We start from the raw sequence: 25,937 nt of genomic DNA on the forward strand, positions 1-25,937 counted from the left end.
GAGCTGACGCAACGATTGCCTCAGCCAAAGGTCTGCGTGATCGGGCCGTGAAATCACGCGGGCGAACCTCAGTGCGAAGCTTGTTCAGGAAGGTTGTCTCGAGACCTCGCACATGTGGTTCTGCGGTCCTGAGCGCCCGGATTTTGGCGATGTCCCCGAGCACCTTACCCAAGCCGACGGGACTGTCGGCCGCCATTTCCGCTCGGCCCTTTCGTCGGCAATAAGTATCGCCATTGACCGCAGGGCGGCACTCTGGATCATCTCGCGAGGTGCGACGTCGAGGATGACCTCATCTAAGCTTCCGAGTGGATGACCACCGTAGCCGGAGACGTCGATTTCGAGCACATCCACATCCATCGCCGCAAGCTTCAGCAGTTTTTCTGGCGGGCAGCCATGAGTATTCCTGATTTCGATGAAGAGCCTTCGGTCGCCCGGGGTAATAGCAACGATGTCGGGGATGACGTCGCCCGCCGCGACCTCGAGACGGACGTCAGTCAGGACAATGGATTGTGTGGGCGTCACCTGGCGGCGCTTGCCTTCCATGTCGACTATCCACGTTTCAGGCAACGTGACCCTGCCATGTCGCGCGATGATCTCTTTCCCGAGGATGTGCAACGCCGTTTCTCCGGCGGTTGCGCAATTTGGCGTGATCTCGTCGGGACGATGGGCGAACGAATGTCTGCGCAGGCCTGCATGACTGCCGTTCCGGGCGATCAGGACGCGCCCGCAACCGAAGCAGACGCATCCGCATCTCAACCCGTTCGCCACCTGAGATATGTGGCGGGGTATCCCATCGAGAGCGTCGCGTGCGACGAGGACGGTGCCGTCATCGCAAGGAAAAAGGTCGGCGAGCGTTATACTGGTAGACATCAGTGCCCGTGAACGAGTTGGAGATATAGGGCTAGCCCCGGCAAGTCAGCATCAAGAGTTCCTTAGGGTTTCGCTCACCCCGCAGCGGATGTTCCACTATCGCAGCGGGGTGGACTGGCGCGGCGCGCTTGTACAGGAAATGAAACGCGGTTGGTGGCCTCTTTAAGGACCACCGAGTGTTCCTGCACCAGGCTCATCAACGCGTAGTAGATTTGGTCTTCGCTGAAACCGGCGGCAATGAGGTCGGGTCCGATCAATGTCAGGTCGACGCTACGCTCGGTGGTCGCACTTTTGGATATCATCGTCTCCAGAAACTTTTGTTTTAGCAAGGACTGATCCATTTTTAATTTTGTGGAACATAGAAAGAACATAGTCAATGCCTGCGCACTCAACTGCGCCGTCATTTTGATGAAACCATCCGAATTCCGTTCGTTTGAGTCTTGCGCGATGGCATTTTTTGTTTATTAATGTTTGAAAATGATAAGGATCGATGAGGGTGACGGGTTTTCCGAGGCCACATCATCAAAAGCAGGGCCAAACTGGGTGGGAAGTGTCGATCCCTCTTTGTTTTGAGTTCTTATTTGTTCGTATTTGGTTGTTTCGCGTTTGGGGCGCGTTTTAGGGGAGACTGTCGAATGGTGGTGTCGGTCATGCAACGCACGCCTATCATTGCTCCGTCGGTTCTGACGGCTGACTACGGACGCTTAGGCGAGGAAGTGGCCGCCGTGTATGAAGCAGGTGCGGAATGGCTTCACCTGGACGTTATGGATGGTGTTTTCGTGCCGAACATGAGCTTCGGAGCGGACGTTATCCGGAAGCTCCGTCGATACACAAAGGCTATTTTCGACGTCCATTTGATGATCCATCAGCCGGATGACTATCTCGAAGCGTTCGCCGGTGCAGGCGCGGAGCGCCTCACAGTTCATGCCGAAGGCAACGTCCATCTGCAGCGTACTCTGGCGCGCATTCGCGCTCTTGGCTTGAAAGCAGGTGTTGCACTCAACCCTGCGACCTCGCCGGACATCCTCGACTATGTCCTGGACGATATCGACCAAGTGCTGATCATGAGCGTGAACCCTGGCTTCGGCGGGCAGAAATTCATTCCTGCCGTCCGGGAAAAGATCGTCGAGACCAGAAAGAAGCTTGGCGACCGCCCGGTAAAGATCGTCGTCGATGGCGGTGTTACGGCGGAGAATGCCCGGGAGGTGTGCGCTGCCGGCGCGGACGTCCTCGTCGCCGGTTCTGCGGTGTACCAAGGTCCCGGGGGTGATCTGAAGACCAATATCCGACTGCTCAAAGGCGAGCAGTGACCCACAGCCGCGGGTGGTCCCGTGCAATATAGACTCCACTTCAAACTCGGAGAGAAACTACCGTGAGCTTATTTCTTGGACTGGACATCGGAACGACTTCGACCATTGGGATTGTCATTCGACTTCCCAACGAGGTCCTTGGCATCGTTTCGCGACCGGTTTCCTTCAGTGCGCCGAACGTCGGCTGGGCAGAAGAGAACCCAACCGAATGGTGGGATAACGTCTGCGCCATCGTCCAGGAATTTCAGGCCAAGGGCGTTGATACAAAGGAAATCGTCGGCATTGGTGTTACGGGGATGCTGCCCGCTGTTGTCCTGCTCGACGAGAAGGGCGAGCTGATCCGTCAGTCAATTCAGCAGAGCGACGGCCGTTGCGGCAAGGAAGTAGAGGAACTTCGGGCGGAGATCGATCCCGCCGCCTTCCTGAACAAAGCTGGAAACGGCATCAACCAGCAGCTGGTCACTACGAAGCTCCGGTGGATCGAGAAGCATGAGAAAGAGAACTTCGCCCGGATCGCGACCGTTTTTGGTTCATATGATTACATTAACTGGCGTCTAACCGGGAAGCGCGCCGTCGAGCAGAATTGGGCACTCGAGGCCGGCTTTACTGATGTGGCGAGCCAAACGCTGTCGGACGATCTGATCGCGCTGGCCCGTATCCGCAGGGAAGCTGTACCGCCGATCGTGCGGCCGCACGAGGTCTTGGGCGGTGTGAGCGAGGCTGCGGCCACCGCGACGGGGTTGCACGCCGGAACGCCGATAGTAGGCGGCGCGGCCGATCTAATCGCCTCGGCTTTGGCAGCGGGGCTTACTAAGAAGGGCGACGTCCTCCTCAAGTTCGGCGGTTCGGTTGACGTTCTCGTTGCGACGGATCATGCGGTTCCCGACCAGCGGATGTTCCTCGATTTCCACCTCGTTCCCGGTCTTTTCGTTCCCAACGGCTGCATGTCTACGGGTGGTTCGGGATTGAACTGGTTTGCCAAGACTTTCGGTCCCGCAGGGCAGGCGGCTTCGGAAGGCCTCACTATTCACCAGTGGCTCGACCGGCGTGCCGACGAAACGCCAGCTGGCGCTGACGGCGTTACAGTCCTCCCGTATTTCCTTGGCGAGAAGACACCGATCCATGATGCCGACGCTCGAGGCGTATTCGCGGGCATCAGTCTCTCCCACCATATTGGTCATTTCTGGCGGGCGCTTCTTGAAGGCTACGCCTATGCGATCGCCCATCATATGGAAGTGTTCGAGGACATGGGGCACGAGGGGCGGCATTATCTGGTGTCCGACGGCGGCTCGAACAGCCGCGTCTGGATGCAGATTGTTGCCGACGTCATTCAGGCCCCTCTGCAAACTCTCAAGGGTCATCCTGGCTCTTGCCTCGGCGCGGCATGGGCTGCCGCGATTGGCAGTGGCGCGACCGACGATTGGGGAGCTGTCTCCAACTACGTGACCTACGACTCCATTGTCGAGCCGCGGCCGGAGTATGCTGAACTCTACAGGGATGGCTATCGAAAGTATCGCCAGCTTTACCGCGACCTTTACGAGGGCGGAGCGCACTGATGATGGCGGAGATTAGAGCCATTGCCTGGGACATCGATGGCACGCTGGTGGACAGCGAGCCTCTCCATGATGAAGTATTGATAAGCACCTGCGCCGACTGCGGTGTCGATTTGCGGGACCTCCCTGCTGATCGCTTCCTCGGTGTCCATGTGAACGACGTCTGGTTGGCCCTCGAGGAACGGTTGATCGGACGCATCGAACGCGATGCGTGGATGCGCTTGTTGACCGGTACCTACGTCAACCGGAGCAGCGAATTGGCGGGCTTCCCCGACGTTGTTCCCGTCATGCGCGCTCTCGCTGCGCGCGGAATTCGTCAGGTCTGCGTGTCCAACTCTGGGCGAGAAATTGTTGACGCCAACCTGGCCGCTCTCGGCGTCGGCGACATGGTCGACTTCTCGATAAGTCTCGATGACGTCAACCACGGCAAGCCCGACCCGGAGCCGTATATCTCGGCGGCACGACGGCTTGGCCTTTCCCCGTCGCAAATGGCGGCCGTCGAAGACAGCCCGACGGGGTCTCGCGCGGCCCACGCTGCGGGGATGCGGGTATTTGGTATCGGATCATCGCCGATTCCGTTGGCTGAGATTACTGTCGCCACGCGGGAAGAGCTCCTCCCGTTCCTCATCAGCTCGAAGAGCGAACCAATCACAAGTCCGCGGAGTGCAGCATATGGTTCATAAGATCACACGGGAAAGCGACGGTCAGTACATCGAGGAGATGAGGGCCGATCCAATTGGTGTCCATAGTCCGGGCCTGCAACGTCTCCTCAACGTCATGCGCCTTTATCGCGGTGGCAACCAACCGATCCTGGTCGCGCGTCGCGAATTTCACGACTACGTCATCGGCCTCATGCCGCCGAACCGGGAAGACCCTATCGTCCTTGAAGATGATCGAGTGTTCACGACACGCGAAGAGGCCGAATGGGTACTGTTCTGCCGCCGCTGGCTCGAGCACACCGGCGAAGTCATCGAATAGAAAACAACTTTTCACCTGCAGAGCCGATCTTGGGCCAGCTCCCGGAGCCGTCGCCCATCGCGGCCACACAAAGCTAATGAAAGTGCGACACCATGCTGAAAATTACAGGCTATCCGGACCGATATAGCGCCGTTGCAGGGGAGACGATCGACTTCAAGGTTACCCTGGAGGAAGGGGATAAGTTCGAAGCCCGTCTTGTGCGCGTTATCCATGGTGACGCCAACCCAGCTGGTCCAGGACTCAAGTTTCTCCATGTCCCATCCAACGCCGATGGGGTGCACTCAGGAAAGCCGCAGCGCATTGACGCGGGCTCCTACGCGGCGGTTTCGGGCGTGCCCAAGATGGAAGGCGTTTTCACATACTTCGCGATGGTTTGGCCCACGCTCGTCCGCCACGATGATCAGACGCTCATTTGTCAGTGGGACTGCGACAGTAACAGGGGCTTTCATATAGGGCTGTCTGCTGGCGGCTTTGTGACGGTAACTCTCGGTGGACAAAGTGGAACCGCCAAGGCTGTTGCGTCCAAGGCAATGGTCGAGCGGCAGTGGTATTCTCTCGCTGTAGCGATCGATCCAGCGACGGGGGCGGTTAGCGTCGAGCAGCGTCCCGTGACCCGCTATGCCCATCTTGATGACAGTTTCTCGGAGGAGTTCACGCTCAAGCCGATGACGGCGGTGTCCGAGCCGATCCATATGGCTGGATGCCCGTTGCAAGACGGAACGATCGGCCGGCACTACGACGGCAAGATCGATGGACCTCTTCTCATTGCCGGAAAGGCGTCTATCGATCTTCATGACACCCTGATCCGACACCCAGCCGACCGCGAGCTCCGCACGCGTATCATTGCCCACTGGGACTTCTCTCGCGAAATCGAGACCCCGAACATCATCGACGTGGGCCCATACACCTACCATGGGACCATCGAAAACCTGCCCACTCGCGCGATGAAGGGTTGGAATTGGACTGGCGAAGAACACGACTGGAAGCGCAAGCCCGAGCACTACGGTGCGATCCATTTTCATCGAGACGACCTCTACGATGCGAAATGGGAGACGTCGGTGTCGCTTGTCCTTCCCGCGGACTTGAAGTCGGGCTCGTATGCCCTGCATGTTCGTAGTGGCGAGACGAACAGCGAGGCAACACGCGAAGACTACATCTCTTTCTTTGTGACGCCGTCTAAGGACAAGGTCAAGAGAGGTGAACGTCCAAAGGTCGCGTTCCTTGCACCGACATGCTCCTACATCGCCTATGCGAACCACGCCGAGCATATCATGGCCCGTGGCGTCGAGGTGCTCATGAACCGGATGGTGCATTTCGGCCATTCCGATCTCTACATGTATGAGCATCCGGAGCTTGCCGGCTCTCTATACGACGTCCATGAGGACGGGTCCGGGGTGGCCTATTCGTCGCGCCTGAAGCCCGTCCTCAACTTCAAGGCCCAATACCACTCCTGGCTCGGCGGGCACGGTTCGGCCGTGTACCAGTACAACGCTGATACCCATTTCTTCGATTGGATGGAGCATCTCGGTATCGATTTCGACGTTATCACCGATGAGGACCTTCACGAGTGCGGCCTCGACCTGATTGACTGCTACGACGTCATAATGACGGGAACCCATCCGGAATATCACTCCACGCGCATGTGGGACGCAATGAAGGATTGGATCGATCGTGGTGGAAGGTTGATGTATCTGGGTGGTAACGGCTGGTATTGGCGCGTTGCGTTCAACAGCCACTGGCCTGCCGCGATCGAGCTTCGCCGTGCGGAGGACGGTATCCGTCCGTGGATTTCGGAACCGGGTGAATACTTCCATTCGTTCAATGGCGAATATGGTGGGCTCTGGCGTCGTATCGGTCGCGCTCCCAACGTAATCGCGGGTGTCGGCTTTATCGCGCAGGGGTTTGATTTCTCCTCTTACTACCGGCGTGCTCCAGATGCCGATAACCCGCGGGCGGCGTTCATTTTTGAAGGTGTAGACGACGAGATCATCGGCAACTTCGGCCTCGTTGGCGGGGGCGCTGCCGGTATCGAGCTTGACTGCATCACCTCTGACCTCGGGTCGCCGCCGAATATGCTCCGACTAGCAAGTTCAGAAGGCCACGGGCCGCTGATGATGCTCGTCAACGAGGAGTTTGGTCCAGTGCCGGCGAATCTCGGCGGCGACCAGAACCTCCGGGTTAGGGCCGACCTCGCGTTCGGCGAAACGCCTTCAGGCGGCGCGCTGTTCGCAACGTCTTCAATCGCATGGTGTGGGGCTCTATCCCATAACAACTACGACAACAACGTCTCGCGCATCACCGAGAATGTTCTCCGCCGGTTCATGAACCCGGAGCCCTTCTCGACGAAGTAAACGGACCTCGGTCTCAAGAGCATCGCCGGTCGGATCGGCCCGCCACCGCCGCGGGCCGATAAGGAAGGCCTGTGCCTTGACGGCCCTTTCGGAACAGCAATTTTCAGAGCGAGGAAGATCATGACTGGACTTCAAATTGGACAGGACCTCCGTGGTAAGAGGGCGATCGTTACCGGCGGGGCGGTTGGGATCGGACGTGCAATCAGCAAGGCGCTGGCCGATCACGGTGTCCAGGTCACCATTGCGGACTTGAATCTTGAGAATGCGACGGCAACCGCGAAGGAGCTAGGTGACGGGCATCACGCAGTTCAGATCGACGTCCGAAAACGCGAATCTGTAGAGACCGCATTCGAGACTGCCGTTCGTACGATGGGAGGCTATGACATCCTGTGCGCCAACGCCGGCGTTTCCACCATGAACAGAGCTGTTGATCTGACAGATCAAGAGTGGGACTTCAACTTTGATGTGAATTCCCGTGGCGTCTTCCTCACGAACCAGATCGCAGCTCGCTATTTTCTTGCGCAAAAGCACGGCGTCATCGTCAACACCGCGTCGCTCGCTGCCAAAGTGGGTGCGCCACTGCTTGCCCATTATTCGGCATCCAAATTCGCCGTTCTCGGTTGGACGCAAGGTTTGGCGCGCGAACTCGCACCGGCTGGCATCCGGGTGAATGCGGTTTGCCCTGGTTTCGTCAGGACTGGAATGCAGGAGCGCGAGGTGCTTTGGGAGGCCGAGCTCAGGGGGCTCAGTGCTGAGGCAGTAATCGACGACTACATCTCGCAAACGCCACTCGGTCGCCTCGAAGAACCCGAGGACATCGCGGGATTGGTTGCCTTCCTTGCGTCCGACGCGGCCCGTTTCATGACAGGGCAGGGAATAAACGTTACCGGCGGCGTCTACACAACGTAAAATCGAACAAAAACAAACAGACGTTTCGAGTTGGTCGATTGGTCGCGGACGCCGTAACTGAACCCTGCAACAATTTCGTTTGAAATCGCGGTTCATTACTTGGAGCGTTGTATCTACGCGATTGCAAGCTCTCCAGTGTCTGAAACCTAACACATCTGCACTGTTTTTGAGCAACGTTGAAAAAACGATGTTCAAACAAAAAACAAGTTGCAAACGTCATAAATGTTACATTATGTTTGAAATGCGTAAGGGCAAGATCGAAAATGTTCGATGTATGTCTGTTTGCATCGAGCCGTATGGGGTGAGTACCGGCATCAAGGTGCCCGCGTGATCCATAAGGCGAGGAGTAGTCATCACCCCGACGGGTGAGCTAGCGGCGCAAAAACAAAAAGACTGGGAACGCTACTGCCTGTCCAAATATTTGGGAGTTCAAGTAATGCACAGCAATAGCCGGGGCCCGTTTGCTGCCCCCACGCGTCGCTCATTTCTCCTGTCGACCGCTGGTATTGCCGCAATCGCGGTAGCGGGGCCCAAGTTGGCGTTTGCCGACGATGGCACCTTCAAAGCAACCAGCGGCGATACGGTCTACTTCCGCGGCTGGCAGTTCATGCCGGACATCGTTGTCGAGAACGTGAAGAACTACAACGAAGCGAACGCCGGCAAGGTCGACTACCAGACCGTGACCGGTGATTATCCGGTGCTGATGGAAAAGTCGCTCGTCGCCAAGGACAAGCTCGACATCATCTACGGCAACCCGCCGACGATGGTCCGCTTCATGGAGGCTGGCTGGATCGAAGGCGCTGACGATGTACCCAACGCCGACGCCGCCAAGGCGGACCTTTACGACGGTGTCAGGGAGCTCTGGACGTACAAGGGCAAGCTCCTTGGCCTCAGCTACTTTCTGGCCACCCGCGGTGTCGTCGCGGTCAACCGTGCCCGTCAGGAAGAGGTGGGCATTAAGGACGAGCAGCTCCCCAAGGATTGGGACGCCTTCTACGCGCAGCTCGACGAATTGTCGGCCAAGGGCCACAAAGACATCTACCTTCCGCACTGGTTCAACGAATACTACGGTATCAGCTGGTCGTTCCTCTTCGAGGTCCTCAACCGCGGCGGAAAGATCATCGATCCCGAAACGCACGAGCCGGCGGTGACGGTTGACGGTCCGGCAGGGAAGGTGCTTACCGCGTGGAAGAAGGCCTGGAATTCCGGCCAAATCCCGCAGGAGGTTCTGACCTATACGGAAGCCAACATCGTCGACGGCTTCGCGTCGGGACGGTTCCTGTACTCGCCGCAGGCCTGCTACAACCTCGCGTACTTCAATACCCCTGAAAAATCCAAGATCGCCGGCAAGGTTGGTTTCCTTCCATACCGCGGCCAGAGCTGGGGCCTTCTGGACAGCGCGCTCTATGTCAAGACGAAGAGGGACCGTTCTCCAGAGTTCCAGGCCGACGTGAACAAGTTCGTCAGCTGGTATGGATATAAGAACAATGAAGGCAAGGTCGGCGTCGGTAGCCGTTGGATGAAGGAAGCGATGCTTTTCTCGGGCTACAAGTCCGTGATGGAGAGCCCCGAAACGAAGGCGTCGATGGACGCCAAGCTCGCGCGCAAGGGCGACACCGAAGAACTGCTCGAAATCTACAAGAGCACCAAGGCACCGACGGACGTCTGGCTCACCGTCTACGCCGAGGAATTCAATGCGTGGCTTCGCAAGCGTTTGTCGGACTTCGTTCTCAACGATCAGCCGGTTGATGGCGTCATCGCTGACATCACCAAGCAGGTGAACAGCCTGAACAAAAAGTACAAGATCAAGACCTGATTATCGCATGCGTTCGGTCGGCCGTGGAACCTCCACAGCCGACCGGATGATCTCGCAAGTGCCGACTATATGGGCGGACTGTTGCGGTTGTGGAGCATTCCTAATGAAGAAATCAAAGGCTGAAGCCGCAAATCTTAGATTTGCGCTGCTTCTCACCAGTCCTGTTATCCTGTTTTTGCTGTGTTTCATGGCCTATCCGCTCGGCTATTCGCTGTGGATGTCCCTGAACAACATTGAGTACATTTTTGGCAACGTGAATGTCGAGTTCGTCGGCCTTCAGAACTACGCCGAGGCGTTTGCCGATCACGCATTCTGGAGAGCCCTCCAGGTATCCTTGCGGTTCACAGCCGAATCCGTTGTGCTGACAATTGCCATCGGCTTGGGCCTGGCTTTGGTGATGAACTCCCGGGTAGGCAGATCGAAGCTCATCCGAACCATCATTATCGTGCCTTGGGCAGTCTCCCTCTACGGTACGGGCATCATGTGGTTCTACTTGCTCAGCGGTCAATCCGGCATCCCGACGACGATCCTGAGCTGGTTCGGCGATACGACGCCGCCAAACCTGTTCTCGCCGCAGTGGGTGGTTGAGGTGTTGGCGCTCGGGAACGCATGGAACATGGCCCCATTGGTTGCCTTTTTCCTGCTTGCCGGCATGCAGTCCACCCCGTCGCGTTTGTACGACCTGGCTCAGATCGACCGTCTTGGGGTGTGGGGCCAGTTCGTCCACGTCACGCTGCCACCAATCCGGTTCACCCTGTTTGTGTTCACCAGCATTGCAACGATCTTCTCGTTCAAGATTTTTGACTACATCAACATCATGAGCCGCGGCGGCCCTGGCGATTCATCCACGGTGCTGACCTACCTCATCTACGACATCAGCTTCCAGCAGACCCGGATCGGCTACGGCTCCGCCGTCTCGTTCCTGCTGCTCGCGGTGATCATCATTTCCACCTTGCTGCTCTACTTCTTCTGGGGCCGTCACGAGGAGCCGGTGTAATGCAAAGCTCGTCCACTCGTATATGGGCATACCTCGCAGCACTCGTTGCGGTGGTTTGGACCCTGTTGCCGGTTTACTGGCTTCTGAGGCTGTCGCTGCTAACACCCGCGGACATCTCGTCGTATCCTCCGCCGATTCTCCCGCCGAACCCCCATCCGGGCAACTTCCTGAACATTCTGGGTTTCAACTATGAACTGTCGGCCGATCGCGTTATGCGGGCCGCCGGCCAGTCGCGGCAGATTCTGCTTGGCCTTCAAAACAGTGCGATCGTGTCGATAACTGTAACGCTGCTGACGCTCGTTGTGGTGGTGCCTTTGGCGTACGTCTTCGGCCGCATAGAATTTCGCTTCAAGAACGGACTTTTCATGTGCGTCTTGTTCGCCGTCTCCGTTCCACCAGTGTCGACGCTGATCCCGTTCTACCAGTTGTTCGTCAACGCCGGCCTATCGGGAACGCGCACGGGCCTGGTGCTTATCTCACTTACACTGACCATCCCATTCGTCACTTGGATGCTGATCGGCTACATGCGCAGCCTGCCGCCGGTGGAGAAGCTTGCCGCTGTCGATGGATATTCTCGGATAGGAACGCTTCTGTTCGTGATTGTGCCAATGGCGAAGAACGGCATAGCAGTGTCGGCCGTGATCGCATTTCTGTTCTCGTGGAACGAGTTCGTCTTTGCGACGACGCTGGTGAACGGAACGGATGCGACTACCCTGCCAGCCGCCGCATCTGCGTTCCTTTTCCAGCAGCCCGAGCCCGGACATATGGCCGCGTCGATCGTCCTGTCCCTTATTCCCGCAGCATTGGTCGTGTTGTTCCTGCAAAGGCACATCACCGAAATGAACCTCGTTGATCCTGTACGTTGAGAGGTGCCGTCGTGCCCGATATTAAAATCAGAAACCTTCGCAAGTCCTACGGGAACTATACGGCCATCCATCAGATGGATTTGACCATTCCCGAAGGTGCGTTCTGTGTCTTCCTCGGCCCTTCCGGCTGCGGGAAGTCGACGACGCTCAACTGTATCGCTGGGCTGGAGGATGCCACCACCGGTCAGATTCTGATGGGAGATCGGGATGTAACCGACCTCCCTCCGTACCAGCGCAACATCGCAATGGTCTTCCAGTCGTCGCTTCTCTATCCCCATTTGACTGCGCTGCAGAACATCAAGATGAGCCTTCGTGGTTCCAAGGCGAATCCCGCGGAGCTGGAAAAACGCATCTCCGACGCGGTCGCAATGCTGAACATCGGAAAACTGCTCGAGAAGAAGCCGTCCCGAATGTCGGGTGGCGAGCGCCAGCGCGTCGCCATGGCAAAGGCGATTGTCCGAAATCCCGCTGCCTTCCTGATGGACGAACCGCTTGCGGCTCTCGACGCGGCTCTACGTCAATCGCTGCGATCCGACCTCGTGCACCTCCAGAAGCAACTGGGCGTCACCACCGTTTTCGTGACACATGACCAGGTTGAGGCAATGACAATGGGCGATCTTGTCGTCGTCATGAAAGATGGCAGGATCGAGCAGGCTGGTTCGCCTCAAGACATCTATGAGCGCCCCGCAACGCGGTTCGTCGCCGGCTTCATCGGCTCGCCTCCCATGAATTTCTTGAGCGGGGACCTCACAATGCTCGGGGACGAGCCGGCTATCAGAAGCGGCTCAACTGTAATCGCGCTGCCGAAGTCGCTTAACTTGCCGGCTAGCGGCGGGACGATCGAGATTGGCGTCCGACCTCAGCACTTTACTCTCCTTCAAGAACAACTGGAGGGGGCGGTACCGGCGACGGTTTACGCAATCGAGCGGCTCGGAAAGGAGAACGTCATTGTCCTCGAGTCGGAAAGCAAGGACACCATTCGCGTCCTGACTGGACCATCGGTTGTGCCTTCATTGGGCGAGCGTATGTTTGCGAAACCAGACGTCAAAAAAATCCATCAGTTCTCCTCATAAAGCTTGCTTCAGCGGGGCGCCGCACCTTTGCGGCGAACCACCACCGAGAAGGCGAACGAGAAGGCGTCGACCTCTTGGCTGATGCATAAAGTTTTGTCAGTAAGCTGCATTTGCGCTGACGCTTTTTCTTGCCTTCTGCTTCGTGCGACCCCTCCTCTGTATCGCCCCAAGTTCCATAAATGACGCTAATGCCGCATTGGCCGACGAGTTAGTGCGGAAATCCTAAGATTGTAAACACCTTCAGATCCACGACCGTAACTATGTGACGGCTAGGTCTTCACCCGCTCCCGCAGGTATGAAGCGAACGGATCGATGACCGTTGCGCGAGGCTTTCTCGGTCCATAAGCCGGAGCCTCGAGGCTCCGTTCAATGTATTTGGGCACCGTCTTGCGATCGATGCCTGTTTCTTTGGAAATGGCCGACACCGTCAGCCCCCGCTGATGCAGATCCAGGATCATGATCGTCTCCCTCTGACGTGCCCCCAATAAATTAGGCCATTTGGAACTGGAATTTTCCACTTATGATCCCTGTTGGGAAGAAGAGGAGAATTCGATGAAGGCCTCTAAGTTTTCGGAAGCGCAGATCGCGTTCGTGTTGAAGCAAGCGGAGGATGGAACGCCGATTGGCGAGGTCTGCCGCAAGGCAGGAATTTCGGACGCGACGTTTTACAACTGGCGCAAAAAATACGCCGGCCTCATGCCGTCGGAGATGAAGCGGCTCCGCCAGCTCGAAGAAGAGAATGCCAAGCTGAAGCGGATTGTCGCCGACCTTTCATTGGACAAGGCCATGCTCCAGGACGTGCTGTCAAAAAATGTATGGTCCGCCCTGTCATTGCAAGGATTTTAGGTTCCGGCGATAGCAGTTTGCGTAAATGTATCCGGCCTCTCGCGAGTGGACTGCTGTTGCAGCCAGGCCCTGATGAGATCCGCACATTCTGTTTCCAAATAGCTTCTTCGGGCACGAAGCCCGCTTTCGACCAGGATTTACAGAATGTCGATCAACTGTCTCGTCATCACCCTCGAACCTCGCAATCTGTCCGGCCTCAACGGCCAGAAAGGCGATTGGGTCAAGCTGCGATCTGACGCATGTACGTGGCCCCCGGCTTTGTCAGGACAACCCAAACGACACGGGCTAGCTTGGCAGCCAAAGCTACGGTCACCTTGTTAACGTGCATTCTCAGCCGCAAGGTATCGATCCAGACGCCAAGACGATCCTTGCCGCGATCGAGATGCAGCATGCATGACCGTGCTCCATGAATGATCAAGCGACGAAGATAATTGTTGCCGCGTTTGCTGATGCCCAGGAGGTTCTGCTTCCCTCCGGTGGAATATTGTCGAGGCACCAGGCCCAGCCAGGCCGCAACGTCCCGGGCTTTGGAAAAGCGTGTCGGATCACCGATCGCGGAAAGAATGGCGGTTGCGCCAAGCGGCCCGATCCCCGGAATTGTCATAAGGCGTCTTGCGCGCTCGTCGGTATCGGCGATCTTCTCAATGTCGTCGGAGACCTGTCTGATCCGGGCTTCGAGCCGGCGGAAATCATCATGCAGATCTCGTAGAACAGATCGCGCCATAGGCGTCAGATCATTGTCGAGGTCATCCATAACCCGGCAAATGTCGACCTTGAATACGCCAGCTCCCTGCCGCATCGCGACACCATGCTCGAGGCAATAGGCGCGCATTTGGCAAATCAGGTTCGTCCGGGCCGATACCAGTCGGCTACGAACCCGGTGCAGCATTTGAAGGTCAACCTGATCCGCTTGCTTGACACCAACAAAACGCATTGTCGGTCGCGTTGCAGCCTCGGCGATTGCCGCGGCATCGATGATGTCATTCTTGTTCGACTTCACATAGGGCTTCACGAATTGCGCAGGGATAATGCGGACGGAATGACCCATCGTCTGCAGTTTGCGCGCGAGCCATTGCGATCCCGGGCAGGCTTCCATTCCAACAAGCGTCCGGTGAGCCCGTTCGAAAAACTGCAACAAAGTCTCACGTCGGAATTTGACGCGCTGAACGATCGCGCCTGAGCAATCAAGGCCCACGACATGGAAGAGGTTCTTTCCAATATCTACTCCAAAGACGGCGCACTCCTGCGGTTGGTTACGATTCATAATCAGGGCCCTCCTTTGCCCATCCCCACTATGCTCTCGGGAGACAGGGCGGACCATCCCATTAGCTCTGAGGCCTGCCCGCAAGCGCAAGCTTGTCGACACGGTCAAGGTGGACTGGAAGGTCTCGATCCGGCGCGCATGTGCGGTATTGAAGATCGATCGGTCGCTATATGTCTACAAGTCCAGGCGCGGCGAGCAGGCCGAACTGAAGCTGAAGATCAGGGACATCTGCCAGACGCGGGTGCGCTACGGTTATCGTCGCGTTCATGTCCTGCTCAAGCGCGACGGGTGGCCGGTCAATCCGAAGCGAATCTATCGCCTTTACAAGGAGATGGACCTCCAGCTCCGCAACAAGGTTCCCAAACGACGGGTCAAGGCGAAGCTTCGCGCCGATCGCACGGAACCGACCCATTCCAACCATGTCTGGGCGATGGACTTCGTTCATGACCAGTTGGCCACAGGTCGCAAGATCAGGGTTCTGACGGTTGTTGATACCTTCTCGCGCTTCTCGCCCACGGTCGATGCACGCTTCAGCTACCGGGGCGAGGACGTGGTTCAGACACTGGAACGAGTATGCCGGCAGGTCGGTTATCCGGCCACCATTCGCGTGGACAATGGCAGCGAATTCATCTCCCGAGACCTTGATCTCTGGGCCTATCACAAGGGTGTCGTGCTCGACTTCTCGCGGCCTGGCAAGCCGACCGATAACAGCTATATCGAGAGTTTCAATGGCAAGTTCCGAGCCGAGTGCCTGAACGCCCACTGGTTCATGAGCCTTGACGACGCGCGCTCGAAGATGGAGGATTGGCGTAGAGACTATAACGAGTTCCGGCCACATAGCGCGATCGGTAACAAGGTGCCGATTTCGCTGATGAACGGTTCATCGGCATCCCCGCCGAACTGAGCCATAACCCCGGAAAATTCCAGCTCTCGCTGGCCCAAAATCGGGGAGCACTTCAAAAACCGCTGGAGCAAACTCAAAACTGGATAAAACTTGGGGGCAAGGTCACCTCAGCTTGATCACCAATATCCCCCTTCCGACCCTCGGAAGGAGTATCGGCGATGACGCGCCGCCGGGGAAGATTCATGGGGAATATTGCTCCGATACTGATACCAGCAATCGTAAGATATGTTTTGCATGCCGTGACTTTCATCGAGCCTCCTGAAGTGAGGTGAGGACATGACGAAGCTACTCGACGGACAGGTCGTCCTGGTGACAGGAGCATCAGGCGGCATTGGTGCGGCAATCGTGAAGCAGCTTGCCGAGGAGGGCGCCCGCCCGATCATCCACTATGGCCGCGACAGGGCGGCTGGATCGTTCAGGCTGATCTCTCTTCCGATGACGGACCATTCGAACTCTGGTCGAAAGCGGTCGACGTTTCCGAGAGAGTGCATAGCCTCGTCAACAACGCTGGCATCCGGACAGAGATATCGATCGAGGCATCCGCTGGCGACTGGAAGGCTGCCTGGCAGCGTGAGTTCCAGATCAACTTCTTCGCCGCAGCCGACCTCAGTAAGGAGGCGATCCGCCATTTCAAAGCCAACGGTGGCGGCAGGATCGTCAACATGCTGGTTCCGATGAAGCCGCCCCTTTGTTCCGAGATGATTGCGCCCCGTGATTCCGGGATGATCTCGCCCCCATCCGAGGAGATCTGCAGGCAGGTATTGTTGTCAGTTCGTTCAGGCTTGGTGTCAAGCGTTACGCGGCAGGTTTCGGCGCCAACGGTGTGACTGCAGTGGCGATTGCGCCAGGCTGGGTGGGTACTGATATGGCTCGTGAACATTAAAGGGGCACAGATATACGCTATGCTGAGCATGAATTGGCGGATAGCGCATCAGTATCTGGAAAGAAGGTGTCACTTGAGCTTTAGGCGGCATCTATTTTAATGCTGGTGCTACGTGCTCAATCATCCTTATCGTTTGGCCAGAGCTCACCCTCAGCTCTATCTTTGCGCCAATAGGCAACCGGAAATATATCTGTCTTGGTGAGTTGTAATTCGTCTCGCCAATAGCGGCGAATAGCCTTGAAGGCGGTGTACTCTACCCCGGCCATAGCATGGATACGAGTTTCCGGTGGAGGCATCACTATAGCACGTACCGCATCAATGAGTAGCGAGGTCGTACCCGCTTTTGCGCCGTTGCGGTGCAGCCATAGCAGTTCTATGTCAGAGTCGTGTTGTATCAACTGCTCTTCGCCCTCGTCCGAGACCTCGATGATTGCGGTACCTTTCGCACTCGGAGGTAAGGATTCCAGCATCCGAGCGATAACCGGCAGTGCTGTTTCATCGCCGACGAGCAAAAACCAGTCAGCCTCTGGCAAGCGACGCCCGATCGGTCCGCGAACGCCGACAATATCTCCAAGCTGAACATTATTTGCCCAGTCCGAGCCAGCACCATAGTATTCATGCAGGATTATATCGACATCAATGGTCCCCGCAGCAAGATCGAAACTACGTACCGTGTATGTGCGGACAGTTGGCCTTACTTGCTCCGGTGGGTCAATTGCTATGCCGTCCTGTCCGGGCACGGGCCACTCCGGCTTAGAAATTCCAGCAGGTGGAATGAATAGCTTTACATGGAGGCCGCCTGTGACATAACGCTCGAGCCCTGGTCCGGACAGCGTAATACGGCGCATATGCGGTGTGAGGTCAACGATCCGCTCGACTGTCATCTCGTGAAGGTTGGGAAACCTTGTCGCCCCGGCGCCATCGCCTGTCCAGGCAAAACGCGGCCGATGGCCGTTCAGGTGATCGACCAAATGACCTGCCATTATCTGTTTCGTATATGCCAACCATGCCAAGTCTACCGCCTGTGCGGTCATCACCAGACCGGTCGGGCTTGACCGCATCGAACCTTCGCCGAAGAAGAACGTGGCCGAGGCACCACCTTCGGTAAATTGGACATCGGCCCCATGTTCGATAAAATGGTGGAAGATTTCCCTGATGATGCTGTCCGGATCATCGATCTCGATCGATGCCTCCGCCTTTAGCAAACGTGGCGATCCAGCAGCTTTAGACTGCATGCGGCAACTCCTTCGAATTTGCGGGGCCATCAACCATGATGTGTAGACGACCGCGCGAGCATCGCTCGACGCGGGCCTCCACGCCGTAGACGGCAGATAGGGTGGAAGGAGAAAGTGCGTGCTCTAGTGATCCTTCAGCAGCAACCATCCCATGGTCGAGCACCACGAGATGGTCGACCCAGCTCGCGGCCAGTGTCAAGTCATGTAGAACCACGACGACTATCCGGTCCTCACGAGCAAGTTCCTGAACTACCGTCATCACATCAAGCTGATGGCGAAGATCCAGCGCGCTGGTAGGCTCGTCCAGTAAGAGCAATCGCGGGGCACGCACGATCGCCTGAGCAAGGCTAGCGAGCTGACGTTGGCCACCAGAAAGCTGGCCTATACCTTCCATTGCCAGATCAAGAATGCCAAGGCGCTCAAGGACGTCCACAGCGCGGCGGCGGGCGGCAGGACCGCTGGCGTCGAAATCTGATAGTGGTGACGCCTTCAACGCGCCGATGACGCCTTCCAAGACCGTTAGCGCGGCATTTTGCGGAAGTGTCTGTGGCATGTACGCGACGTGCTGCGCCCGTTCCGCAAGACCGAGTGCATTGAGATCAAGGTCGCCGAGCCGGATAGATCCTGCCGCGGGAACGAGCCCAGCGAGGCTGCGCAAAAGGGTAGACTTGCCTGCAGCATTGGGGCCGATGAGCCCGGTCACTTTGCCCGGAGTGATGGGCGCAAGGGTCACGTCGCGCAGCACCGGTCGGTTGCGGTACCCTGCTGACAGGTTCGACACGATGAGTTCTGGAGGACTAATCATTACAGGCGCTCCCGGCGCCGGAAAATCAGCGAGAAGAATACCGGTAAGCCGACGAGAGAGGTAACGATCCCGATTGGAATGATTACGCCCGGCGCGATGCTTTTGCTAGCGATATCTGCAAGGGACATGACGACCGCGCCCGTAAGCGCGCTTGCTGGCAAGAAAAAGCGGTGGTCCTCTCCAATTCGGAGCCGTGCAATATGCGGGCCGACGAGACCGATAAAGCCGATAGTTCCGACGAACGCGACTGAGGTCGCGGCAAGCAGACTGATCCGGAAGAGCGAGATGAAGCGTAACCGCGCCACGTTGACGCCGAAGGAACGGGCTCGGTCTTCACCGAGACGTAGGGCCGTTAGCTTCCATGATGCGCGGTACGAGAATGGCATAGTCAATACGACGATGAGGCCGAGGATGGCCGTTGCTTCCCAATTGGCGCGCGTCAGGCTTCCCATACTCCAGAATACCAGTTGTTGCAGGGAATCGGCCGATGCGACAAACTGGATCAATGCCACCAGCGCGTTGAAGGTGAATACGAGCGCTATGCCGAACATGACGAGACTGTCGACGCCGGCGCCGCGCAATCCCGTCAAGCTTTGAAGCAGAAGAACCGAAGCGAAAGCGAACATGAATGCGTTGCCCGTGACGATCCAGCTTTCCGGCACGCCTGGAATTCCTACGCCAAGCACGATGGCGAGTGCGGCACCCAGTGATGCGGCAGACGACACGCCAAGTGTGAAGGGACTTGCAAGTGGGTTGTTGAGTATCGTCTGCATCTCCGCGCCAGCCAGCGAAAGCGCGACACCGACTAGTACTGCCATCACCGCTGCAGGCATGCGAACGTCCCAGACGATCACCAGCGTGCTGCGTCCAGCGTCTTTTGGCCACAAGATCGCATTCAGTGTATCCATGAACCCGAGACTGGCCGGACCGGTAGTAAGGTCGATGAGAAAGGAAACGACAAGGATCGCGACTAGGAAACCTAAAATGGCGAGCCGTCGCAGGGCCTGCCGGTCGTAAGCGCTGATGACGGCCTCTCGGCGGTCAATACTCGAGCCGCCCGCATTGACGATTTCCTCGGTCATTGTTGCTCACCAGACCGTCGATCACCCACGGCGTCGAAGCTCGTCCAAAAGGGACCTTTGAGCGGCGTATTCAGGAAACGCTGGTTGATTTCGGCAAGTGTGGCGTCGGGGTCGATATCTGCAAAAAGTTTGGGGTGGAACCACTTGGCAAGCACCTCGAAGGTTACAAAGTTAAGTGGTGACCTCATAAGATATTGGTCAAGCGCATAGACACGGTTGTTGCGTACCGCCGAAAGCTCGGCAAGGCCCGGCTCGCGCTTGAGGGTGTCAAGTGCGGTCATGGCCTGCGACAGGCTGCGTGGCTGGCCGAACATCGAACGCTTGTCGGAAAAGAGATCGATCGCAACGAAGATCTCCGGGTCACGCTCGATGATGGCTTCGAGATTGTACTGAACGGGTGTACCTTTCGTTTCTCCGGCAATGTTTTGCACACCGAGCCCTCCGAAATACGCCGTCACGCCATTGTCTGGCGATGCTTGACAGCAAGGTACGCCGGGGCCGCGAGACATCATTAGCAATGTAGGTCGATTAATCCCCGGTGTTTTGAGCCGATCCGTGATCGTCCGTACATGGTGACGATAAAAGTCGATGAACTCGGCCGCCTTCGCGTCCGCGCCGAGAACCTTCCCGAGGATAGCAAAGCTTCGTTCTGTGTCTGTGACCGGATTTGAATCGAAGTCGACATACACGACTGGAACGCCCGCCTTGATGAACGTGCGCTCCAGCGCCTTTTGGGTAGGGGTGGGTCCCCCACCAATGACTATATCCGGCTGCAGTTCGAGCGCCTTCTCGACTGAAAATGCTGAGGACCAGACGGTCCCCATGCGCGGTTTGTCACTCAGGTCCTGCTCTGCTTCTGGCAATTCGTCTCCGGAATTCCTGGCGATACCGATCACTCTCTCGGCTGCTCCCTTGTCCAGAATCGCGAGTGCCGGGTACCAGGATGGAGCCGTGAGAAGAATACGCCTTGCGGGAGCTGCGATCGTCACCTCGCGGCCAGCGATATCTGTGACAATGATCTCGGCTTTCGATGCACATATGCCAACGAGGATGACACACAACGACAGCGCGAGCCGCACGCTGAGTGACTTCAGAAGCCTAAAGCCTTCATGCAGCGTCGCGACGCACGTGTGGAGTATTTGTTGTCTTGGACGGTCCATCGGCATCCCTTATGCCATCAGAAATTGAAGGTCGTGGACAGGCGAAACGTCCGAGGTTCGCCAGCGTACATGTAGTTACCTTCTGCCGTCTTCCAGTAACTCTTATCGAACACGTTATCGACGTTGAACCGGACCGTTATCGGCTTATCATTCCACGCGGAGGCAAAGACATAGCGCGCTCCGAGATCGAAAGTCGTCCAAGAGGGAACTGCCAGATCTGGGAAGGAATTATTGATAACCTGATTGCTCGTGTAAGCTACACGGCCTGTCAGTGTCAGCCCTTCGATGAAGGGTGTATCCCATTCACCGCCGATAACTGTTCGGACCTTGGGCGCGCCGTGCGCCCTCTCTCCATCGTACGTTCCATTGGCTGTTTTGGTTTGACGAGCATCGAGGAACGTGACGCCACCGAGCAACCGTACGCCGTCGACGAGTTCGCCATATGCGTTCAACTCGATGCCCCGGTTACGTTGCTCACCATCCAAGGCAAGTTTCGGGAGTCCACCTGACGTGGAGGCTACAGAGATCGTGCTCGGTCGAGCGATCTGGAATACCGACATTGTCGTTGTCACTGTACCCCAATCAACCTTCACTCCGGCTTCATATTGCTCACTAACGTAGGGGGCAAACACTTCGCCGGCATTGGCGTAGCCATTGCCAACCGTCGTTCCGGTCTCCAAACCTTCGACATAGCTACCATATACGGACACATTCTCCCAAGGCTTGACGACAAGACCGAAAGCCGGAGTCCACGCATTGCTTTCGTATTGCGAGGTTAAGAGAGCCGTATTTCGATTATAGCTTAAGGAATCAATTGTCTGATAGCGAACGCCCGCAGTGAATTGAATACGCTCATCGAACATGGAGATGGTATCTGCAATTCCAAAGCTGTTCGTTGTGATATCGCTACGCTTGTTGAGCGGCCCAAAAGCGGATTGAGGTGGTTCTGCGCCGAAAACTGGATTGTAAATTGAACCCGGGCGTAGCTCATATTCAGTGTACGGGTTTGAGTAGCGTTCATAGTGGCTCCGCGACACATTCAGATTAAGGTCGTGTCCCACCGGCCCGGTAATTAACTTTGCCCTCACGCCGCCCTGCTTCGATAAGACGTCGTTCTCCTGATGCTCAGTCCATGTTTCTGCTCTGTAATTTCCGGTTGAATCAAGCAAAACTGCTGGTCCGAGGCCCCTTGATTTCATCTCGCTTTGCTGGCCGCCGATCGCAGCATAAGCCATGATGTCGTCTGTAATATCGATTTCGCCACGTAATGTGCCGACAGTGGCTTTAGTCGAATTTTCGGCCCAGGGTGGAAGGAGACTTGTTCCGGCATCCGGCGCCTTGACCGGTAGACCATCAGGAGCGGGACGCAGGTAGTTTGGTCCCGCGCCGGCCTCTCGGGAGATATGCGCAATGTCGGCGGACAGTCTGAATTGTTCCCCACGATAGTCGAGGTTGAGGGCAGCTGTGCCATTCAGCGCGTCCTCCGGGCTAATTGGTGTATCTCCTTTGTCGAGAGATCCGTTGAAGCGGACGCCGAACTCATTGTTGTCGCCGTAGCGCCTGCCCAGATCGACGTGCGTTCCAAGCTGCGACCTGGACATGAAGCGCGTCGTCACTTGCGTGAGCGGCTCATCCTCGGCCTGCTTGGTGACGAGATTAACCGTGCCTCCAACATTTCCAGACGCCACCGCCATCGCGTTAATCAAGCCGCTCGGACCTTTGAATATTTCGAGGCGCTCAACAAAATCCATTGCCGGTGAAAATGATGGTGCCGCGCCGGGCAAACCATTCAGGTTGCGGCCGGAAGAAGTCGCCCAGGTTCGAAAACCGCGAATAGAATCGTTCTCATACAATTGCGTCGTGCCGCTGGCCGTCACCATAACCGACGGATCGTTATCCATCACATCCTGCACAGTCCGCGCCTGCTTATTCAAGATAGTCTTGTTTGTGTAATTGGTTTGGCTGAACGGCGTGTTCATTGCATCGCGGTTACCAAGCATACCGATCTGCCCACCTCGAGCGACTTGACCTCCGGCATAGGCTTCCGGCAGAGCTATCGTTGAGTTCGGGCTCGATCCCGCAATGATGATGGGTTGCAGTGTAGTCGCACCGCCAGAACTAACTACTGAACCATTAGATGGCCCGGAGATCGTGACAGCATTCGGAGCAGTGAAGTTAAAAGTAAGACCTGTTCCCGCGAGCAATTGGGCAATAGCAGCTTGTGGCGATAGATTACCGCTCGCGCCGGGGCTGCGAAGTCCCTTTGTCAATGAAGCATTGTAAAGAACCTGAATACCGCTAGTTGCCCCGAACCGCGTCAGAGCAGTATCAAGCGGACCGGCCGAGATCGAGTAGCTGGCCTCTTGCTGCGCACTGGCGATTGTTGTACCAGAGGCAACTGAAACGAGCGCGATCGAGGCTAGTAGCCGCACTAAGATCGGCTTCTGTTTCCGAAAGGTGTTCAGCCGATCAGCAACGAATATTCTGGTTTGCCCCATTTCACGCCCCTTAGATGTTTCGGGACAACACAGCTGCTGAACCCTCTAAACCTATCAACGGTATGAAATCGCGGACCCGCAAATTTTTCTGAGAAATTTAAATCGGTTCTGCCGATTACTGAAGAACCACGACGCCGCCTACCAGATTAATTGGTCTGACGTGCAACGTGCTTTCCAGATGTGCCAAAATTTCCTCCGGCCGATCCAGATGGAATACCCCAGAGACCCGCCGAGATCTAAGGCTGCTCCTCGCGATTACCACCTTGCCTCGACGATGACGATTCACGTCCGAGATTACATCAGCCAATGGCCGGTCGCGAAAGATGAGAAGTCCATTCCGCCAAGCTGCCGCGTCTTCCGTGTCGGTGTCGATCTTTTCACCAAGACCGGTTGCGGAGTAAGTTATGCCTTCCTTGGCGCGTAAAGCGGCCGTACCAAGACATTCGACGTCGATTTCGCCTTCGAGACAATCAACTGAGACATCCTCGACGCCGTGTTTCACTGAAACCGAAGCCCTTTGTGCTGTAGATTTTCCCGCTTTCGCCATCACGATGAAAGGCCGCCGCTGCTCAACGATGTTGAAGACTGCTGCCCCAGTGGCAAGGCCGACCTTGCGCGTCGCGTCTGAGAATTCCACAGTGAGCGTCGTCCCGCCATCCAACGTAGCCATTGACCCATCCGGGAGCTGTATCGTCTTCTGCTCACCCACCGCCGTTGCATAGTCAGACAACATAGCTTCGATCGTCGGAAGGACGCCCAGTTGTGAAAGTCCAAAGGTAAGACCAGCCATACTGGCGACAGCGGTTGCTCCTCCGACCAAGAAGCTGCGGCGACTTAGGACGCTGTGCGGCATCTCTGTATATGGAGCAAGTGCGGGCCCCAAATCTTTCCAAAGACGGGTAGCTTCACGAAAAGCATGTTCGTTATCGAGACTTCTAGCTCGCCAACGCATTAACGCATCGCGGTCGTCCGTCGTAGCCTCACCAGAGGTCAGTCGCACGATCCAAGCCAAAGCTTCCTTTTTTAGAGCCTCGAAATCGTCGCTCAAAATCGTCCCCTAAATGAGCTGCGTGACGCAGAATCCCCGCTTATGCATCTATCCCTATAGACGATGCTAAAAGGAGAAACCGCAAAAATTAGGCACGATTTAATTTCGCCAGCCGATCGGTGCAATAATCAAGCGCTTGTCGAATCTCAAGTTCAACCGTGCGTATCGAAATATCGAACTCTTCCGCCAGAGTTTTATGGCTGTGTTGTTCAAGGCGGGCTGCGATCAGCAACTTGCGCTGTCGCGTCGGCAACTCTTCCATAATCTCCATCAAGCGGGACAATTGGTTGCGGTCTTCTAACTGCCTATACGGGTCGGCTCGATTATCTGGAACCGCAAGAGATTCAGCGATATCTTCATGCGTGAGTTTCTTACGCTTAGCGCGATTGTAGTCGATACCAAGATTTCGAACAATTTTGACCAAATAGGGTACTGGAGTTGCCTGAGCGGCCGAGCCATTACGAGAAAGCTTGATCCAAGCCTCCTGGAATAAATCCTCGGCATCATGCGATGAACCGCTAACCTTGCGAAGATAGCGTTTTAACGACGACTCGTTCTCTAAGAACGCGACAATCAATTTGTTGTCATAACCCGTCATCAAACCCTCCGGGAACCATATTGATGACCGTAATATCGTTTGGCTGTGCCTTCCTCAATAGTAGAGTTTCGAAGTCAGCTTTATTTAGCTAAATCAATCAAGTTTGTTGAGTTAATGTCACAAAGATGGAATTGGGAGCACAAGGTTCTTCGGGTGCTAGAATAAGCGCAGGCAGTGCAGCTCTTGTGTGAGTGTCTTTAAACACTGGGCACGGCCATAGTTATCGCTTTACCTTGTGACGTTGGAGGAGCCGTTCTCCATCAGTGCGCAATTCACCTTTCGGCCCGACGAAACGATAGAGGGTTTGCCGGGTAATACCGAGCTCAGCGCAAAGATCAGCTACTTTTGTTTCGGGCTTCCCCATTGCTGCCTGTGCAAGACGTAGCTTCGCCGGCGTCATCTTGAACGGTGCTCCCCATTCCGGCCACGGGTACGGGCGGCGGCGAGGCCGGCTTTGGTCCGTTCAATGATCAACGCTCGCTCGAACTCGGCGAGCGCGGCGAATATGCCGAACACCAATCTGCCATTGGCGGTTGAGGTGTCGATTGACGCGCCTTCGCCAGCCAGCACTTTCAGGCCGACGTTCCTTTTCGTCAGATCATCGACCAGATTAACGAGGTGGCGAAGGTCACGGCCGAGGCGGTCGAGTTTCCAGACCACAAGCGTGTCGCCGCGGCGTAGCGCTTTTAAGCAAGCAGCCAGACCAGGACGGTCGTCCTTCTTTCCTGATGCCGAATCCTCATAGACCTTGTCGGCTTCGACCCCGGCTGCGGCCAGGGCATCGCGCTGAAGGTCATGCACTTGGCTGCCGTCGGATTTCGAGACCCGCGCATATCCAATCTGGGTTGTCATTTATACGTCCGTCTATGTGACAATTCTTATTTGGCCGTG

21 protein-coding genes and 5 pseudogenes are annotated in these 25,937 nt (G+C 56.5%); 14 read left to right on the forward strand and 12 right to left on the reverse strand.

All coding sequences use genetic code 11. From position 1 onward, the window contains the following. The first annotated feature begins 309 nt into the window (after positions 1-309). Positions 310-882: a hypothetical protein gene (locus AC5YUO_RS26925; RefSeq protein WP_496156810.1), complete on the forward strand. Its 573-nt coding sequence runs from the start codon at positions 310-312 to the stop codon at positions 880-882. A gap of 62 nt (positions 883-944) precedes the next feature. Here AC5YUO_RS26925 and AC5YUO_RS26930 read toward each other — a convergent pair whose 3' ends face one another. Then, the gene (locus tag AC5YUO_RS26930) at positions 945-1,274 is read right to left on the reverse strand and encodes a hypothetical protein (RefSeq protein WP_496156811.1); all 330 of its coding nucleotides are present in this window, start codon (positions 1,272-1,274) and stop codon (positions 945-947) included. 231 nt (positions 1,275-1,505) lie between these two features. Between AC5YUO_RS26930 and rpe the strand changes: the two genes are divergently transcribed. From rpe to AC5YUO_RS26980, 10 genes are all read left to right on the forward strand, one after another. After that, positions 1,506-2,180 (forward strand): ribulose-phosphate 3-epimerase, encoded by a 675-nt coding sequence (rpe, locus tag AC5YUO_RS26935; RefSeq protein ID WP_496156812.1) that lies wholly within the window; start codon positions 1,506-1,508, stop codon positions 2,178-2,180. 62 nt (positions 2,181-2,242) lie between these two features. Next, positions 2,243-3,736 carry an FGGY-family carbohydrate kinase gene (locus AC5YUO_RS26940; RefSeq protein ID WP_496156813.1) on the forward strand — a complete coding sequence of 498 codons (1,494 nt, stop codon included), beginning with the start codon at positions 2,243-2,245 and terminating at the stop codon, positions 3,734-3,736. Then, positions 3,736-4,416 carry an HAD family hydrolase gene (locus AC5YUO_RS26945; protein ID WP_496156814.1) on the forward strand — a complete coding sequence of 227 codons (681 nt, stop codon included), beginning with the start codon at positions 3,736-3,738 and terminating at the stop codon, positions 4,414-4,416. Before AC5YUO_RS26940 ends, AC5YUO_RS26945 begins: the two co-directional genes overlap by 1 nt. Further along, positions 4,406-4,711, forward strand: a complete 306-nt coding sequence (locus AC5YUO_RS26950; protein ID WP_496156815.1) for a N,N-dimethylformamidase alpha subunit family protein — start codon at positions 4,406-4,408, stop codon at positions 4,709-4,711. The genes AC5YUO_RS26945 and AC5YUO_RS26950 overlap by 11 nt, the downstream gene beginning before the upstream one ends. Positions 4,712-4,803: 92 nt before the next feature. After that, on the forward strand, positions 4,804-7,062 hold the full coding sequence (locus tag AC5YUO_RS26955) for a N,N-dimethylformamidase beta subunit family domain-containing protein (protein ID WP_496156816.1): 2,259 nt from the start codon (positions 4,804-4,806) through the stop codon (positions 7,060-7,062). Positions 7,063-7,182: 120 nt separating this feature from the next. Continuing rightward, a complete protein-coding gene (locus AC5YUO_RS26960; RefSeq protein ID WP_496156817.1) occupies positions 7,183-7,971 on the forward strand; it encodes an SDR family NAD(P)-dependent oxidoreductase in 789 nt (262 codons plus the stop codon). Between the two features lie 436 nt (positions 7,972-8,407). Further along, entirely contained in the window at positions 8,408-9,787 is a 1,380-nt protein-coding gene (locus AC5YUO_RS26965) for an ABC transporter substrate-binding protein (protein ID WP_496156818.1), read from the forward strand. A 103-nt stretch (positions 9,788-9,890) separates the two neighbouring features. Beyond that, positions 9,891-10,784 carry a carbohydrate ABC transporter permease gene (locus tag AC5YUO_RS26970; protein ID WP_496156819.1) on the forward strand — a complete coding sequence of 298 codons (894 nt, stop codon included), beginning with the start codon at positions 9,891-9,893 and terminating at the stop codon, positions 10,782-10,784. Further along, complete coding sequence (locus tag AC5YUO_RS26975; protein ID WP_496156820.1) at positions 10,784-11,650, forward strand: carbohydrate ABC transporter permease; 867 nt, start codon at positions 10,784-10,786, stop codon at positions 11,648-11,650. The genes AC5YUO_RS26970 and AC5YUO_RS26975 overlap by 1 nt, the downstream gene beginning before the upstream one ends. 11 nt (positions 11,651-11,661) lie before the next feature. Beyond that, a complete protein-coding gene (locus AC5YUO_RS26980) occupies positions 11,662-12,723 on the forward strand; it encodes an ABC transporter ATP-binding protein (protein WP_496156821.1) in 1,062 nt (353 codons plus the stop codon). A gap of 278 nt (positions 12,724-13,001) precedes the next feature. Here AC5YUO_RS26980 and AC5YUO_RS26985 read toward each other — a convergent pair. Next, positions 13,002-13,181, reverse strand: a pseudogene (locus AC5YUO_RS26985) (IS21 family transposase); the annotation flags it as partial. A 94-nt stretch (positions 13,182-13,275) separates the two neighbouring features. Between AC5YUO_RS26985 and AC5YUO_RS26990 the strand changes: the two are divergent. After that, positions 13,276-13,533 (forward strand): annotated as a pseudogene (locus AC5YUO_RS26990) (transposase); the annotation flags it as partial. 256 nt (positions 13,534-13,789) lie between these two features. Here the strand turns inward: AC5YUO_RS26990 and AC5YUO_RS26995 are convergent. Continuing rightward, positions 13,790-14,833 (reverse strand): IS110 family RNA-guided transposase, encoded by a 1,044-nt coding sequence (locus tag AC5YUO_RS26995; RefSeq protein ID WP_496156822.1) that lies wholly within the window; start codon positions 14,831-14,833, stop codon positions 13,790-13,792. 64 nt (positions 14,834-14,897) lie between these two features. On the opposite strand from AC5YUO_RS26995, the pseudogene AC5YUO_RS27000 reads away from it, so the two are divergent. Continuing rightward, positions 14,898-15,737, forward strand: a pseudogene (locus AC5YUO_RS27000) (IS3 family transposase); the annotation flags it as partial. 73 nt (positions 15,738-15,810) lie between these two features. Here AC5YUO_RS27000 and AC5YUO_RS27005 read toward each other — a convergent pair. Next, the gene (locus AC5YUO_RS27005) at positions 15,811-15,987 is read right to left on the reverse strand and encodes a hypothetical protein (protein ID WP_496156823.1); all 177 of its coding nucleotides are present in this window, start codon (positions 15,985-15,987) and stop codon (positions 15,811-15,813) included. Positions 15,988-16,013: 26 nt separating this feature from the next. Here AC5YUO_RS27005 and AC5YUO_RS27010 point away from each other — a divergent pair. Further along, positions 16,014-16,614: pseudogene (locus tag AC5YUO_RS27010) on the forward strand (SDR family NAD(P)-dependent oxidoreductase); the annotation flags it as partial. A gap of 122 nt (positions 16,615-16,736) precedes the next feature. Here the strand turns inward: AC5YUO_RS27010 and AC5YUO_RS27015 are convergent. The 8 genes and pseudogenes from AC5YUO_RS27015 to AC5YUO_RS27050 form a co-directional block, all read right to left on the reverse strand. Beyond that, positions 16,737-17,855, reverse strand: coding sequence for a DUF2218 domain-containing protein (locus AC5YUO_RS27015; protein WP_496156824.1), 1,119 nt, complete (start codon positions 17,853-17,855; stop codon positions 16,737-16,739). Next, positions 17,845-18,660 carry an ABC transporter ATP-binding protein gene (locus tag AC5YUO_RS27020; protein WP_496156825.1) on the reverse strand — a complete coding sequence of 272 codons (816 nt, stop codon included), beginning with the start codon at positions 18,658-18,660 and terminating at the stop codon, positions 17,845-17,847. Before AC5YUO_RS27020 ends, AC5YUO_RS27015 begins: the two co-directional genes overlap by 11 nt. Further along, positions 18,660-19,742, reverse strand: coding sequence for a FecCD family ABC transporter permease (locus AC5YUO_RS27025; RefSeq protein ID WP_496156826.1), 1,083 nt, complete (start codon positions 19,740-19,742; stop codon positions 18,660-18,662). The genes AC5YUO_RS27020 and AC5YUO_RS27025 overlap by 1 nt, the downstream gene beginning before the upstream one ends. Then, the gene (locus tag AC5YUO_RS27030) at positions 19,739-20,902 is read right to left on the reverse strand and encodes an ABC transporter substrate-binding protein (RefSeq protein WP_496156827.1); all 1,164 of its coding nucleotides are present in this window, start codon (positions 20,900-20,902) and stop codon (positions 19,739-19,741) included. Before AC5YUO_RS27030 ends, AC5YUO_RS27025 begins: the two co-directional genes overlap by 4 nt. Positions 20,903-20,919: 17 nt before the next feature. Then, the gene (locus AC5YUO_RS27035; protein WP_496156828.1) at positions 20,920-23,400 is read right to left on the reverse strand and encodes a TonB-dependent siderophore receptor; all 2,481 of its coding nucleotides are present in this window, start codon (positions 23,398-23,400) and stop codon (positions 20,920-20,922) included. Positions 23,401-23,515: 115 nt separating this feature from the next. After that, entirely contained in the window at positions 23,516-24,448 is a 933-nt protein-coding gene (locus AC5YUO_RS27040; protein WP_496156829.1) for a FecR family protein, read from the reverse strand. An 88-nt stretch (positions 24,449-24,536) separates the two neighbouring features. After that, positions 24,537-25,046: an RNA polymerase sigma factor gene (locus AC5YUO_RS27045; protein ID WP_496156830.1), complete on the reverse strand. Its 510-nt coding sequence runs from the start codon at positions 25,044-25,046 to the stop codon at positions 24,537-24,539. A 220-nt stretch (positions 25,047-25,266) separates the two neighbouring features. Beyond that, positions 25,267-25,898: pseudogene (locus AC5YUO_RS27050) on the reverse strand (recombinase family protein). Between the last annotated feature and the right edge of the window lie 39 nt (positions 25,899-25,937).

This window comes from Agrobacterium sp. LEGMi-208b (assembly GCF_059511785.1).

Excerpts from the sequence above, each read along its gene's own strand:
- AC5YUO_RS26925 (WP_496156810.1), top strand. The coding sequence starts at position 310 with ATGACCACCGTAGCCGGAGACGTCGATTTCGAGCACATCCACATCCAT.
- AC5YUO_RS26930 (WP_496156811.1), bottom strand. The coding sequence starts at position 1,274 with ATGACGGCGCAGTTGAGTGCGCAGGCATTGACTATGTTCTTTCTATGT.
- rpe (WP_496156812.1), top strand. The coding sequence starts at position 1,506 with ATGGTGGTGTCGGTCATGCAACGCACGCCTATCATTGCTCCGTCGGTT.
- AC5YUO_RS26945 (WP_496156814.1), top strand. The coding sequence starts at position 3,736 with ATGATGGCGGAGATTAGAGCCATTGCCTGGGACATCGATGGCACGCTG.
- AC5YUO_RS26950 (WP_496156815.1), top strand. The coding sequence starts at position 4,406 with ATGGTTCATAAGATCACACGGGAAAGCGACGGTCAGTACATCGAGGAG.
- AC5YUO_RS26955 (WP_496156816.1), top strand. The coding sequence starts at position 4,804 with ATGCTGAAAATTACAGGCTATCCGGACCGATATAGCGCCGTTGCAGGG.
- AC5YUO_RS26960 (WP_496156817.1), top strand. The coding sequence starts at position 7,183 with ATGACTGGACTTCAAATTGGACAGGACCTCCGTGGTAAGAGGGCGATC.
- AC5YUO_RS26965 (WP_496156818.1), top strand. The coding sequence starts at position 8,408 with ATGCACAGCAATAGCCGGGGCCCGTTTGCTGCCCCCACGCGTCGCTCA.
- AC5YUO_RS26970 (WP_496156819.1), top strand. The coding sequence starts at position 9,891 with ATGAAGAAATCAAAGGCTGAAGCCGCAAATCTTAGATTTGCGCTGCTT.
- AC5YUO_RS26975 (WP_496156820.1), top strand. The coding sequence starts at position 10,784 with ATGCAAAGCTCGTCCACTCGTATATGGGCATACCTCGCAGCACTCGTT.
- AC5YUO_RS26995 (WP_496156822.1), bottom strand. The coding sequence starts at position 14,833 with ATGAATCGTAACCAACCGCAGGAGTGCGCCGTCTTTGGAGTAGATATT.
- AC5YUO_RS27005 (WP_496156823.1), bottom strand. The coding sequence starts at position 15,987 with ATGAAAGTCACGGCATGCAAAACATATCTTACGATTGCTGGTATCAGT.
- AC5YUO_RS27015 (WP_496156824.1), bottom strand. The coding sequence starts at position 17,855 with ATGCAGTCTAAAGCTGCTGGATCGCCACGTTTGCTAAAGGCGGAGGCA.
- AC5YUO_RS27020 (WP_496156825.1), bottom strand. The coding sequence starts at position 18,660 with ATGATTAGTCCTCCAGAACTCATCGTGTCGAACCTGTCAGCAGGGTAC.
- AC5YUO_RS27025 (WP_496156826.1), bottom strand. The coding sequence starts at position 19,742 with ATGACCGAGGAAATCGTCAATGCGGGCGGCTCGAGTATTGACCGCCGA.
- AC5YUO_RS27030 (WP_496156827.1), bottom strand. The coding sequence starts at position 20,902 with ATGGACCGTCCAAGACAACAAATACTCCACACGTGCGTCGCGACGCTG.
- AC5YUO_RS27035 (WP_496156828.1), bottom strand. The coding sequence starts at position 23,400 with ATGGGGCAAACCAGAATATTCGTTGCTGATCGGCTGAACACCTTTCGG.
- AC5YUO_RS27045 (WP_496156830.1), bottom strand. The coding sequence starts at position 25,046 with ATGACGGGTTATGACAACAAATTGATTGTCGCGTTCTTAGAGAACGAG.